The organism is Mesorhizobium sp. M0960, assembly GCF_040319055.1.
Taxonomy (GTDB): Bacteria; Pseudomonadota; Alphaproteobacteria; order Rhizobiales; family Rhizobiaceae; genus Mesorhizobium.
This window is the reverse complement of the sequence record NZ_JAMYNN010000007.1, coordinates 182115-195035: the sequence shown is the minus strand read 5'-3', so window position 1 is coordinate 195035 and position 12921 is coordinate 182115. Positions and strand designations below refer to the sequence as shown.

General features: G+C 61.4%; 14 protein-coding genes. 12 read left to right on the top strand and 2 right to left on the bottom strand.

Annotation, left to right across the window (positions count from 1 at the left end; genetic code table 11):
- The first annotated feature begins 81 nt into the window (after nucleotides 1-81).
- The 12 genes from NKH63_RS15955 (at nucleotide 82) to NKH63_RS15900 (ending at nucleotide 11116) form a co-directional block, all read left to right on the top strand.
- Nucleotides 82-447, top strand: coding sequence for a PRC-barrel domain-containing protein (locus NKH63_RS15955; protein WP_023717559.1), 366 nt, complete (start codon nucleotides 82-84; stop codon nucleotides 445-447).
- Between the two features lie 399 nt (nucleotides 448-846).
- A complete protein-coding gene (gene eno, locus NKH63_RS15950) occupies nucleotides 847-2121 on the top strand; it encodes a phosphopyruvate hydratase (RefSeq protein ID WP_023717560.1) in 1275 nt (424 codons plus the stop codon).
- 134 nt (nucleotides 2122-2255) lie between these two features.
- Complete coding sequence (locus NKH63_RS15945) at nucleotides 2256-2576, top strand: FtsB family cell division protein (RefSeq protein WP_352482536.1); 321 nt, start codon at nucleotides 2256-2258, stop codon at nucleotides 2574-2576.
- 171 nt (nucleotides 2577-2747) lie between these two features.
- Nucleotides 2748-3788 (top strand): pyruvate dehydrogenase (acetyl-transferring) E1 component subunit alpha, encoded by a 1041-nt coding sequence (gene pdhA / locus NKH63_RS15940; RefSeq protein ID WP_502895946.1) that lies wholly within the window; start codon nucleotides 2748-2750, stop codon nucleotides 3786-3788.
- Nucleotides 3789-3803: 15 nt separating this feature from the next.
- Entirely contained in the window at nucleotides 3804-5225 is a 1422-nt protein-coding gene (locus NKH63_RS15935) for a pyruvate dehydrogenase complex E1 component subunit beta (RefSeq protein WP_352482537.1), read from the top strand.
- Between the two features lie 18 nt (nucleotides 5226-5243).
- Nucleotides 5244-6659 (top strand): pyruvate dehydrogenase complex dihydrolipoamide acetyltransferase, encoded by a 1416-nt coding sequence (locus tag NKH63_RS15930; RefSeq protein ID WP_023717564.1) that lies wholly within the window; start codon nucleotides 5244-5246, stop codon nucleotides 6657-6659.
- A 17-nt stretch (nucleotides 6660-6676) separates the two neighbouring features.
- On the top strand, nucleotides 6677-7096 hold the full coding sequence (locus NKH63_RS15925; RefSeq protein WP_023717565.1) for a hypothetical protein: 420 nt from the start codon (nucleotides 6677-6679) through the stop codon (nucleotides 7094-7096).
- Complete coding sequence (locus NKH63_RS15920; RefSeq protein ID WP_023717566.1) at nucleotides 7093-7731, top strand: SGNH/GDSL hydrolase family protein; 639 nt, start codon at nucleotides 7093-7095, stop codon at nucleotides 7729-7731. The genes NKH63_RS15925 and NKH63_RS15920 overlap by 4 nt, the downstream gene beginning before the upstream one ends.
- Before the next feature lie 12 nt (nucleotides 7732-7743).
- Nucleotides 7744-9189 carry a dihydrolipoyl dehydrogenase gene (gene lpdA / locus NKH63_RS15915; RefSeq protein WP_352918096.1) on the top strand — a complete coding sequence of 482 codons (1446 nt, stop codon included), beginning with the start codon at nucleotides 7744-7746 and terminating at the stop codon, nucleotides 9187-9189.
- Nucleotides 9190-9284: 95 nt separating this feature from the next.
- Complete coding sequence (locus NKH63_RS15910) at nucleotides 9285-9542, top strand: GlsB/YeaQ/YmgE family stress response membrane protein (RefSeq protein ID WP_023717568.1); 258 nt, start codon at nucleotides 9285-9287, stop codon at nucleotides 9540-9542.
- 134 nt (nucleotides 9543-9676) lie between these two features.
- Nucleotides 9677-10642, top strand: a complete 966-nt coding sequence (gene lipA / locus NKH63_RS15905; protein ID WP_023717570.1) for a lipoyl synthase — start codon at nucleotides 9677-9679, stop codon at nucleotides 10640-10642.
- A 12-nt stretch (nucleotides 10643-10654) separates the two neighbouring features.
- Nucleotides 10655-11116 carry a type II toxin-antitoxin system RatA family toxin gene (locus NKH63_RS15900; RefSeq protein ID WP_023717571.1) on the top strand — a complete coding sequence of 154 codons (462 nt, stop codon included), beginning with the start codon at nucleotides 10655-10657 and terminating at the stop codon, nucleotides 11114-11116.
- On the opposite strand, the gene NKH63_RS15895 is transcribed toward NKH63_RS15900, so the two are convergent.
- Nucleotides 11092-11601, bottom strand: coding sequence for a CinA family protein (locus NKH63_RS15895; RefSeq protein ID WP_023717572.1), 510 nt, complete (start codon nucleotides 11599-11601; stop codon nucleotides 11092-11094). The two genes, NKH63_RS15900 and NKH63_RS15895, sit on opposite strands and share 25 nt — an antisense overlap.
- Complete coding sequence (locus NKH63_RS15890; protein ID WP_352482539.1) at nucleotides 11598-12818, bottom strand: bifunctional 2-C-methyl-D-erythritol 4-phosphate cytidylyltransferase/2-C-methyl-D-erythritol 2,4-cyclodiphosphate synthase; 1221 nt, start codon at nucleotides 12816-12818, stop codon at nucleotides 11598-11600. Before NKH63_RS15890 ends, NKH63_RS15895 begins: the two co-directional genes overlap by 4 nt.
- Nucleotides 12819-12921: the final 103 nt, after the last annotated feature.

Below are 12921 nucleotides of genomic sequence, written 5' to 3'. Positions count from 1 at the left end.
AAGAATTTCGAACCTGTCTGGAACCTTAGCCCGCGGCCCTCATTGTCAAAATCTAATGTCAACGACGACGAGGAGCACACCATGACGACCCAGACGGGACACACCGAAGCCATTGCCGCTTCGCGGGTTATCGGCACATCGGTCTACAACACGGAAGGCACTCATATCGGCGACATTGAGGACGTCATGCTCGACAAATTGTCGAACGGAATCATGTTCGCCGTGATCGGTTTTGGCGGATTTCTCGGCATTGGCGAGAAATACCACGCCATTCCGTGGGCGAGCCTTGATTATGATGAGAACAGGGGTGGCTATGTCGTGCCGTTCACCAAAGACCAGCTGATGGCCGCTCCTTCCTACTCGATCAACGAGCTGACCGGCGCCGACGGCGAGGCTGCACGTGACGCCTCATACAACTACTACAAGGTCGAGCCTTACTGGCACTGACTAAGTCTCCTGGAATCAAAAAGGCCCCCGGGAAATCGGGGGCCTTTCGATGTGGCGGAATGCTACTGCGCAATTTGCAGGGCCGGCAAAGGCGACGATCCCTGCGGGGGTTGCTGATTGTCGCACGACGTCAGGAACGCAGCCGCAATCAGGAACAAACTCACAATACCGCTCAACTGGGACATGGCGAAACTCCTCCTGTTTCGCCCCGCGCGACAACAGCCATAAACCAGAAACCGGCATGCCGCGCATGACAAATGATGACAGCGCTTTGTGCTTCGTGAATCCCAAGAGCGGCAATGGGCGCACGGGCAATATTTGCAAGTGCCCCGATTGCGTTTTGCAGCGCTTTGGCTAAGAGGTGCGCGACGCTTCAATCGATCAATCGGGGACATCGCAATGACGGCCATCATCGACATTGTCGGGCGTGAAATCCTGGACAGCCGCGGAAATCCGACCGTCGAGGTCGACGTCGTGCTCGAAGACGGCTCAATGGGCCGCGCCGCGGTGCCGTCCGGCGCATCGACCGGCGCGCATGAGGCGGTCGAACTGCGCGACGGCGGCCCCCGCTATCTCGGCAAGGGCGTGCTCAGGGCGGTTGAGGCAGTGAACGGCGAGCTGTTCGAGGCGATCGGCGGCATGGAGGCCGAGAATCAGATCCACATCGACCAAACCATGATCGAGCTCGATGGTACGCCCAACAAGAGCCGGCTCGGCGCCAATGCCATTCTCGGTGTGTCGCTGGCCGTGGCCAAGGCCGCGGCCGAAGCGGCCGGCCTGCCGCTCTACCGTTATGTCGGCGGCACCAAGGCGCATGTGCTGCCGGTGCCGATGATGAACATCATCAACGGCGGTGCGCATGCCGACAACCCGATCGATTTCCAGGAATTCATGATTCTGCCGATCGGCGCGCCGACGCTGCGCGATGGCGTGCGCTGGGGCTCGGAGATATTCCACACGCTGCGGAAGAGGCTGAAGGATGCCGGCCATAACACCAATGTCGGCGACGAGGGCGGCTTTGCCCCCAACCTGAAAAGCGCGCCGGCCGCGCTCGACTTCATTATGGAATCGATCGAGAAGGCCGGCTTCAGGCCAGGCGAGGAGGTCGCACTCGGACTCGACTGCGCGGCGACCGAGTTCTTCAAGGACGGCAACTACGTCTATGAAGGCGAGAAGAAGACCCGCGACCCGAAGGCGCAAGCCAAATATCTGGCCAAGCTCGCTGCCGACTACCCGATCATCACCATCGAGGACGGCCTGGCCGAGGACGACTGGGACGGCTGGAAAATGCTGACCGACCTCATCGGCAAGCAAACGCAGCTGGTTGGCGACGATCTGTTCGTCACCAACACGGCGCGGTTGCGCGACGGCATCCGCATGGGTGTCGCCAATTCGATCCTGGTCAAGGTCAACCAGATCGGCTCGCTTACCGAAACGCTCGACGCCGTCGAGACCGCGCACAAGGCCGGCTATACCGCGGTGATGTCGCACCGCTCGGGCGAGACCGAGGATTCGACCATCGCCGACCTCGCCGTTGCCACCAATTGCGGGCAGATCAAGACTGGCTCGCTGTCACGCTCGGACCGCATGGCCAAGTACAACCAGCTCATCCGCATCGAAGAGGAACTCGGCAAGCAGGCGCGGTATGCCGGCAAGTCGATCGTTAAAAGCTGATTTTCGACAGAAAATCCGAGCGAGCGAGGGCGGGGACATTCCCGCCCTTTTGCTTTCAGGGCTCCGAATCCAGCAATCCGTAACCGTCCATTAAGCACAATCGGGCGACAAAGGCGGCGCAGAGGATTCGGACCATGTGGACACGCCAGCACAAGCAAAGAAACACCGGCCGGCTGATCATCCCCTCGCTCTGCGTGGTGTTCCTGACCTATTTCGGCTTCCATGCCTATCATGGCGAGTTCGGCATCTATTCCAAGTATCGGCTCGAAGCCGAGACTGTCGCATTGCAGGGCAGGCTTGATGCCGTCAAGGCACGTCGGATCGACCTGGAGCGCCGCGTCCAGCTGATGCATGAGGGCACGCTCGAGAAGGACATGCTGGACGAGCAGGCGCGCAAGGCGCTCAATCTGTCCCATGCCGACGAGATCACCATCATGCTGCCGGTCGCAAGATAACGCCATTTCAGTTAATCGGCGATATTTGCAATGATTTTAGGCGCTTAGATGCATGACAGCCATGCGTTTTCGGCATGGCGAAAGCCTTCCCTGCATGTTAGCCTGCCTCAAATCGGTGGGAGAACTGATCTCCCTCGCTGTCCGCCAAGAGACGCCAACAGGGAGTGATGCATGGCCACCGCCGCCAGAAAAGCGCCTGCCAAATCCAAATCCGACGGCAAAACGATGGGCCTTTCCACCCCAAAGCCTGTTGAATTCACCAAAGACCAGGAGCTTGCCGCCTACCGGCACATGCTGCTCATCCGCCGCTTCGAGGAAAAGGCCGGCCAGCTTTACGGCATGGGCTTCATCGGCGGTTTCTGCCATCTCTACATCGGCCAGGAGGCGGTCGTTACCGGCATGAAGATGGCGCTGATCGATGGCGACCAGATGATCACCGCCTATCGCGACCATGGCCATATGCTGGCCATGGAGTTGTCGCCGCGCGGCGTCATGGCCGAACTGACCGGGCGCCGTAGCGGCCTGTCGAGAGGCAAGGGCGGCTCCATGCACATGTTCTCCAAGGAGAAGCATTTTTACGGCGGCCACGGCATCGTCGGCGCGCAAGTGTCGCTCGGCACCGGCATTGCCTTCGCCAACCGCTATCGCGGCAACAACAATATGACGCTGACCTATTTCGGCGATGGCGCCGCGAATCAGGGCCAGGTCTACGAAAGCTTCAATATGGCCTCGCTATGGAAGCTTCCGGTGGTCTACATCATCGAGAACAACCGCTACGCCATGGGCACCTCGGTCTCGCGCTCGTCGGCCGAGACGGATTTTTCGCATCGCGGCGCCTCCTTCAAGATTCCAGGCATCCAGGTCGACGGCATGGATGTGCGCGCCGTCAAGGCCGCCGGCGACCTCGCCGCCGAATGGTGCCGCGCCGGCAACGGGCCGCTCATTCTCGAAATGCAGACCTACCGCTACCGCGGCCATTCGATGTCGGATCCAGCAAAATACCGCTCCAAGGAAGAAGTGCAGAAAATGCGCTCCGAACGTGACCCGATCGAACAGGTCAAGGCACGGTTGCTCGACAAGAAATGGGCAAGCGAGGACGAGCTCAAGGCCATCGACAAGGAAGTCCGCGACGTTGTCGCCGACGCTGCAGAATTTGCCCAGAACGACGCGGAGCCGGATCCGTCCGAGCTCTGGACCGATATCGTACTTTAACGAGAGGGCAAGGACATGCCGATCGAAATTCTCATGCCCGCCCTCTCGCCGACCATGGAAGAGGGTAATGTTTCCAAGTGGTTGAAGAAAGAAGGCGACAAAGTCGCAGCCGGTGACGCCATTGCCGAAATCGAAACCGACAAGGCAACGATGGAAGTCGAAGCCGTCGATGAAGGCACACTTGCCAAGATCGTGGTTCCTGCCGGCACCGAAGGCGTCAAGGTCAACACGCTGATCGCTGTGCTGGCCCTCGATGGCGAAGACATCGACGAGGCGGGCGAAGGCATTGGCGAGGAGGCTGTCGAGTCGCAAGCGGCAGCGCCCGCGGCTGCTCCGGCCCCCGCGGCTGCTCCGGCCCCCGCTGCTGCTCCGGCCAAGAGCGAAGCGGCAACACCTGTTGCCGCCGCGCCCAAGCTGGAAATTGCCGCCGATCCGGACATCCCGGCCGGCACCGAAATGGTCTCGACCACGGTGCGTGAAGCGTTGCGCGACGCAATGGCGGAGGAAATGCGCCGCGACGGCGACGTCTTCGTCATGGGCGAGGAAGTCGCCGAGTACCAGGGCGCCTACAAGATCACACAAGGCCTGTTGCAGGAATTCGGTCCGAGACGCGTGGTCGACACGCCGATCACCGAGCACGGCTTTGCCGGCGTTGGTGTTGGCGCGGCGATGGCCGGCCTGAAGCCGATCGTCGAATTCATGACCTTCAACTTCGCCATGCAGGCGATCGACCAGATCATCAATTCAGCCGCCAAGACGCTCTACATGTCCGGCGGCCAGATGGGCGCCCCGATCGTCTTTCGCGGCCCGAACGGCGCTGCTGCCCGCGTCGCCGCGCAGCATTCGCAGTGCTATGCCGCCTGGTACAGCCATATTCCTGGATTGAAGGTGGTGATGCCTTATACCGCCGCCGACGCCAAGGGTCTGCTCAAGGCGGCGATCCGCGATCCGAACCCGGTCATCTTCCTCGAAAACGAAATCCTTTACGGCCACTCCTTCGACGTGCCGAAGATGGACGATTTCGTGTTGCCGATCGGCAAGGCGCGCATTCACAAATCCGGCAAGGACGTGACCATCGTCTCGTTCGGCATCGGCATGACCTACGCGATCAAGGCGGAGGCGGAGTTGCGCGGCATGGGCATCGATGCCGAGATCATCGACTTGCGCACTATCCGCCCGCTCGACTTCGACACGATCATCGCCTCGGTCAAAAAGACCAATCGCCTGGTGGTGGTCGAGGAAGGCTTTCCGCAGAACTCGGTCGGCGACCATATCGCCAATCAGGTCTCACAGCGCGCCTTCGATTTCCTCGACGCACCGGTCATTACCATTGCCGGCAAGGACGTGCCGATGCCCTATGCGGCGAACCTCGAAAAGCTGGCGCTGCCCAATGTCGGCGAGGTCGTCGAGGCGGTCAAAGCCGTCACGTATCGCTGAGCAGGGCGGGAGGACAAAATGCCGATCAACATCACCATGCCGGCGCTGTCGCCCACGATGGAAGAGGGCAATCTTTCCAAGTGGTTGGTCAAGGAAGGCGACAAGGTTTCGCCGGGCGACGTGATTGCCGAAATCGAGACCGACAAGGCAACGATGGAAGTCGAAGCCGTCGACGAAGGCACGGTTGCCAAGCTGGTGGTTCCGGCCGGCACTGAAGGCGTCAAGGTCAATGCGCTGATCGCGGTGCTGGCGGCGGAGGGCGAGGATGCTGCTTCTGCCGCCAAAAGCGGTGATGGCGCTGCGCCGGCAAAGGCTGAGGCGAAGCAGGAAAAAGCGCCAATCTCCCCACCCGTGGGGGAGATGTCGACGAAGTCGACAGAGGGGGGCGCTGTCCCTCCTGCCGCAGGGAGCGAGGCGCCCCCCTCTGGCCTGCCGGCCATCTCCCCCACACGGGGGGAGATCAGCCAATCCGCGAACGGCCGCATCTTCGCCTCGCCGCTGGCCCGCCGCATCGCCAAGGAAGCCGGTGTCGATGTGTCGGCGGTGACGGGCTCCGGCCCGCATGGTCGCGTGGTCAGGGCCGATGTCGAGGCCGCAATTTCCAGTGGCGGCGCCAAGGCGGCACCAGCAGCAAAAGCAGCGGCCGCCGGTGCTCCGGCACCTGCGGCAGCAGCACCCAAGCCAATGTCCGACGAGCAGGTGCTCAAACTGTTTGCCGAAGGCTCCTACGAGCTGGTCCCCCACGACAATATGCGCAAGACAATTGCGCGGCGGCTGGTCGAGGCCAAGACCACCATCCCGCATTTCTATCTGACGCTCGACTGCGAGCTCGACGCACTTCTGGCCCTGCGCACGCAGATCAATGCGGCCGCCCCGGTGAAGAAGACCGAGAAGGGGGAAACGCCGGCCTATAAGCTTTCCGTCAATGACATGGTCATCAAGGCTCTGGCCATGGCGCTGATGGCGGTGCCGGATGCCAATGCGTCGTGGACAGAAAACGCCATGGTCAAGCACAAGCATGCCGATGTCGGTGTTGCAGTGTCGATCCCCGGCGGCTTGATCACGCCAATCATCCGGCGTGCCGACGAAAAGACGCTGTCCGTTATCTCCAACGAGATGAAGGATCTTGCCGGCCGCGCCCGCAGCCGCAAGCTGAAGCCGGAAGAATATCAGGGCGGCACCACGGCAGTGTCCAATCTCGGCATGTTCGGCATCAAGGATTTTTCTGCCGTCATCAACCCACCGCATGCGACGATCCTGGCGGTCGGCGCCGGAGAGCAACGCGCGGTGGTCAAGAACGGCGAGATCAAGATCGCCACGATCATGTCGGTGACGTTGTCGACCGATCACCGCGCCGTCGACGGTGCGCTCGGCGCCGAGCTGCTCGTCGCCTTCAAACGCATGGTCGAAAACCCGATGGGCATGCTGGTCTAAGAGAAGGGAACAGGGCGGTGCGGAAATTCTTCACCAGCCTTTTTGCCTTCTTTCTTTCCGGTTTGGCCGGCGGATTGGTGGCGCAGTGGCTCGCCGTCGCAACCAATGCCGACGTAGAGTACATCCTTGTGTTTATGATCTCGGCTCTCGTCACCGTCCTCGTGACGGTCGCGTTCTTCATCGCACAATTCATGTCGGACCCACGACGGGCAACAAAGCTGACGGCGACCATAGGGGTAGCGTTTTTTGTGCTCGTTGGAGTTTCCCTGATCGGCTGGACTTTCTCCCAGCCCCCAGGCAAGAGCCAATGGTCGGGCGATCTTCCCATAGTCGCGGGTCTCGTCCTGCCGGGCATCGCTACGGTGCTGGTCCAGTGGCTTTTCGTGCGCTGGCGATTGGCGCGCTCGCAACCAGGTTTCGGCGGGGCAGGCACATGAAGACGGTCCTCTGCTACGGCGATTCGCTTACTTGGGGCTATGACGCGGCAAACCTCGGCCGACATCCGCTGGAAGATCGCTGGCCGAGCGTGCTGCAGGCGGCATTGGGCAGCGGCGTCGAGGTCATCGCCGAAGGCCTGAATGGCCGAACCACCGCCTTCGACGATCACTTGGCCGGAGCGGACCGCAATGGCGCAAGGCTGTTGCCAACGATCCTGACGACTCATGCGCCGATCGATTTGATCGTCATCATGCTCGGCGCCAACGATATGAAGCCGTGGATTCACGGCAATCCGGTCGCGGCCAAACAAGGCGTGCAACGCCTGATCGATATTGTGCGCGGTCATGATTACCCGTTCGATTGGCCGGCGCCGCAGATCCTGATCGTCGCGCCGCCCGTAGTCAGCCGCACGGAAAACGCCGAGTTCAAAGAAATGTTCGCCGGCGGAGATGACGCGTCAAAGCGGCTGGCGCCGCAATATTCCGCCCTTGCCGACGAGGCCGGCTGCGGCTTCTTCAATGCGGGCACGGTGGCCGAAACGACGCCGCTGGACGGCGTCCACCTTGACGCGGAAAACACGCGGAGCATCGGGCAAGCGCTGACGCCGCTCGTGCGCGTCATGCTGGAATTGTGAAGGAGAAAAGCCGTGGCTGAGAACTACGACGTTATCATCATCGGCTCCGGCCCCGGCGGCTATGTCACTGCAGTGCGTTCGGCGCAGCTTGGCTTCAAGACGGCGATTGTCGAGCGCGAGCACTTGGGCGGCATCTGCCTCAACTGGGGCTGCATTCCGACCAAAGCGCTGCTGCGCTCGGCCGAGATCATGCACTATTCGGATCATCTGAAGGATTACGGCCTGAAGATCGACGGCAAGGTCAGCGTCGACACCGCCGCCGTCGTCGATCGCTCGCGAAAGGTCTCGCTGCGGCTCAACGGCGGCGTCGGCTTCCTGATGAAGAAGAACAAGGTCGACGTCATCTGGGGCGAAGCCAAACTGACGAAACCCGGCGAGATCGTCGTGTCGAAATCGTCGAAGAAGCCGATGGAGCCGCAGCCGCCGGCGCCCAAGGGCGTCAAAGGCGAGGGCACCTACACCGCCAAGCACATCATCCTGGCGACCGGAGCCAGGCCGCGCGCATTGCCCGGCATCGAGCCGGACGGCAAGTTGATCTGGACCTATTTCGTGGCGATGGTGCCGAAAGAGATGCCGAAGTCGCTGCTGGTGATGGGCTCGGGCGCCATCGGCATCGAGTTCGCCTCGTTTTACCGCACTATGGGCGCAGAGGTGACGGTGGTTGAACTGCTGCCGGCTGTGATGCCGGTCGAGGACGCCGAAGTGTCGAAGTTTGCGCAAAAGCAGTTCGAGAAGCAGGGCATGAAGATCATCCTCGAGGCCAAGGTGACCAAGGTCGAGAAGGGCGCCAATTCGGTCACCGCGCATGTCGAGATGAAGGACGGCAAGGTCGAGAAGATCACCGCCGACCGCATGATTTCAGCCGTCGGGGTACAGGGCAATATCGAAAATCTCGGCCTCGAGGCGCTCGGCGTGAAGACCGAACGCGGTTGCATCGTCGTCGACGGCTACGGCAAGACCAACGTGCCCGGCATCTATGCCATCGGCGATGTCGCCGGACCGCCGATGCTCGCCCACAAGGCCGAGCATGAGGGCGTGGTGTGTGTGGAAAAGATTGCCAATTTCGCCGGCGTGCATGCCATCGACAAGCTGAAGATCCCGGGCTGCACCTATTGCAATCCGCAAGTCGCCTCGGTCGGACTGACGGAAGCCAAAGCGAAAGCCGATGGCAAGGACATCCGCGTCGGCCGCTTCCAGTTCGCCGCAAACGGCAAGGCGATTGCGCTGGGCGAAGACCAAGGCTTCGTCAAGACCATTTTCGACAAGAAGACCGGCCAGTTGCTGGGTGCCCACATGGTTGGCGCAGAAGTAACCGAACTGATCCAGGGCTTCGTCGTGGCTATGAACCTGGAAACCACCGAGGAAGAGCTGATGCACACAATCTTCCCGCACCCGACGCTGTCGGAGATGATGAAGGAGAGTGTTCTCGACGCCTATGGCCGTGCGCTGAACGCATGATAAATTGGCTGCGCGAGACTCACACATGTATGTCAAGGAACTCGACGGCAAGGTAATTCGTTTCCGGATGCATTCATCACCACAGGAGAGGGCATATGGACGTGAACGGCGTGGGCTGGGTAGCAGCCATCATCATCGGCGGTTTGGCAGGCTGGTTTGCCGAGATGTTCATGAAGAGCAACACCGGCATCTTGATGAACATCATTCTTGGCATCGTCGGCGCGATCGTGCTGAATGCCATCCTGCAGGCACTCAACATCGGCGCCTTCGGCGCCGGCTGGATCGCCTATCTGATCACCGGTTTCATTGGTGCCTGCCTGCTGATCTGGGTAGGACGCATGGTGCGCCGTTAATTGCTGAACTCATGCCATGCGAAAACGGCTGTGGCGGCATGCGCCGCCGCGGCCTTTTTCTTTGCAGCGAAAAGTCCTAGATGACTTGGGAAAGCGAACGTCGGACAGGCGATCGCGAATGAACCGGATTTCATATGGTCACCGTCCTCGACACGATCGCCAATGCGCCGCGCCTGCGGCATCCCGAAAAGGCGCACAAGCCCGACCAGGATGTGCTGCGCAAGCCCGACTGGATCCGCGTCAAGGCGCCGATGTCGAAAGGCTATGCCGAGACGCGCGAGATCGTGAAGTCGCATAAGCTGGTGACGGTGTGCGAAGAGGCCGGTTGCCCCAACATCGGCGAGTGCTGGGAAAAGAAGCACGCCACCTTCATGATCATGGGCGAGATCTGCACGCGCGCCTGCGCGTTCTGCAACGTGGCTACCGGTATACCGACCGCACTCGATCCCGACGAGCCGGCGCGCGTCGCACACGCCGTCAAGCAAATGGGCCTAAGCCATGTCGTCATCACCTCAGTCGACCGCGACGATCTCGCCGATGGCGGAGCTCAGCACTTTGCCGAGGTCATCCGCGCCATCCGGGCGGCAACGCCTCTGACGACGATCGAAATCCTGACGCCCGACTTCCTGCGCAAGGACGGTGCACTGGAGATCGTCGTGGCGGCCAAGCCGGACGTTTTCAACCATAATCTCGAGACCGTGCCGTCGAACTATCTGACGGTTCGGCCGGGTGCGCGCTATTTCCACTCGATCAGGCTCTTGCAGCGAGTCAAGGAACTCGACCCCTCGATCTTCACCAAGTCCGGCATCATGGTTGGCCTTGGCGAGGAGCGGAACGAAATCCTGCAACTGATGGACGATCTGCGTTCGGCCAATGTCGACTTCATGACCATCGGCCAATATCTTCAGCCGTCGAAGAAGCACCATCCGGTGATCCGCTTTGTCACACCGGAGGAGTTCAAGTCTTTCGAGACGATCGGCCGGACCAAGGGCTTCCTGCTGGTGGCGTCGAGCCCGCTGACGCGCTCGTCGCATCATGCCGGCGACGATTTCGCCAGGTTGCGCGCGGCGCGCGAAGCGTTTCTCAGGAAGTCCGCCTAACAAACTGGTTTCATGCCACAATTCGAAGCCCATCGCCGCGTCGCGCATACGCCTGAACAGATGTTCGCTCTGGTCGCGGATATCGAATCCTATCCGCAATTCCTGCCGCTTTGCGAGGCACTTACGGTTCGTTCGCGCAAGGAACGCGACGGACGCACGCTGCTCATCGCCGACATGAGCATTGGCTACAAGGCGATCCGCGAGACTTTCACCACGCAGGTGCTGCTGAAGCCTGACGAGAACGCCATCGACGTCAAATATATCGACGGCCCGTTCAAATATCTGAGCAATGTCTGGCGCTTCGACCCGGCGGACGGCGGTGGTTGCAACGTCTGCTTCTTTATCGACTATGAGTTCAAGAGCCGCATTTTGGGTGCGCTCATGGGAACCATGTTCGACCGCGCCTTCCGCATGTTCTCCGAGGCGTTCGAGAAACGCGCCGAAATCATCTACGGCACGCCATCGGCGGCCTGATCCGCAGCGAGCGCGCGCAGACCCAGTTCAAGCGCATGCCGGACCGTCTCCCGGCGGATGAAATCACGGCCCTTGTCGCCGAACAGCTGGCATTCGCTGACCACCGGTCGGCCAGCCACGGCAACGCCGAACCAGACCAGGCCGACAGGTTTTTCCGCTGAGCCACCGCCCGGACCGGCGATGCCGGTCACCGCGAGCGCAAGACCGGCGCGCGAATGGGCCAAGGCGCCGGCCGCCATCTCCACCGCAGTCTCGCGCGAGACTGCGCCGTTCGCCTCGAGTGTAGCGGCCGAGACGCCGAGCATCTCGGTCTTGGCCTGGTTGGAATAGGTGATGAAGCCGCGATCGACCACAGTGGAAGAGCCGGCAATGTCGGTCAGCGTGGCGATGATCATGCCGCCGGTGCAGCTCTCGGCCGTCGCCAGCATGATGCCGCGCTGCTGGCAGGCCTGAAGCAGGGCATCTGCGAGATCGCTATTGCTCATTCGGGGACATCCCCTGGAAACACAACGCTGGCGGTCGCGATGGCCGCTATGCCTTCCTCACGGCCGACGAAGCCGAGCTTCTCATTGGTTGTCGCCTTGATCGAGATGCGGTCGCGCGAAATTCGCAACATTGCGGAAAGCGTTTCGGTCATGGCCTCGCGATGCGGGCCGACGCGCGGCGCCTCGCAAACCAATGTGATGTCGGCGTTGGCGATGCGCCCGCCGCGCTCGCGCACCAGCTTCGCTGCGTGTTCGACGAAGATGCGTGAAGCGGCCCCTTTCCACTGCGGGTCGGAGGGCGGGAAATGCGTGCCGATGTCACCGGCGCCGCAGGTGGCGAGCAGCGCGTCGGTCAACGCATGCAGGCCGACATCGGCATCCGAATGGCCGGACAATTTCCTGTCGTGCGGAATAGCGACACCGCACAGGGTGACATGGTCGCCGGGCTCGAAGGCATGGACGTCGTAGCCGTTGCCGGTTCGGATGTCCGGAAAACGTGAGGCGCTGGAAAGCCGCTGATCCGCCATCGCAATATCCCGTGCCCAGGTCAGTTTGACATTGTCCGGCGAGCCGGGAACGATCTTCACCGGAATATGCGCCCATTCGGCGATTGCCGCATCGTCGGTGAAATCCGCCTTGCCCAATTGATGAGCCTTTTCGTGCGCGGCCAGGATCGGCCAGAACGGAAAGCCTTGTGGTGTCTGTGCGGCATGGAGCCCGGCCCTGGACACTGTTTCGCCGCTCATGCCTTCGGCCGTTTCGCGCTTCAGCGTATCGGCAACGGGCAAAGCAGGCAGCGCTCCCTGGCGCTCTTCAATGGCGGCGATCGTGCGATCTATCAGTTCCGCATCGACAAACGGCCGAGCCGCATCATGGATCAGGACCCGGCCCGGCGCATGGCTTCTCAACGCCAGCAGTCCAAGCCGGACGGACTCCTGCCGTGACGTACCGCCGATCAGAGCGACGACACGGTCGGCGTTCGCGCCGGCGGCGCGGCGGAAAAGCGCGCCGTCTTCGGCATGGATAGCAACGACGACAGGTCCAATTTTCGGATGCGTCAGAAAGGCGTCGAGCGTGCGTGCGATAACGGCGCCGCCGCCAATCTGCTGGTACTGCTTCGGCCCATTGGCCTGCCCCGCGCGCGCGCCGCGCCCGGCAGCAACGATGACCACGGCGACCTTGTCGTCGGCAGCTGGCTTTTCGCTGACATGTCTCATGCCGAGACGCTTAGCGCATGATCCTGAAAAGTGGTATCGCTTTCACAAGACCTAGGATTGATGCCGTCCGGCGATCCATATTTTTCCCAAATGCGCCTTAATG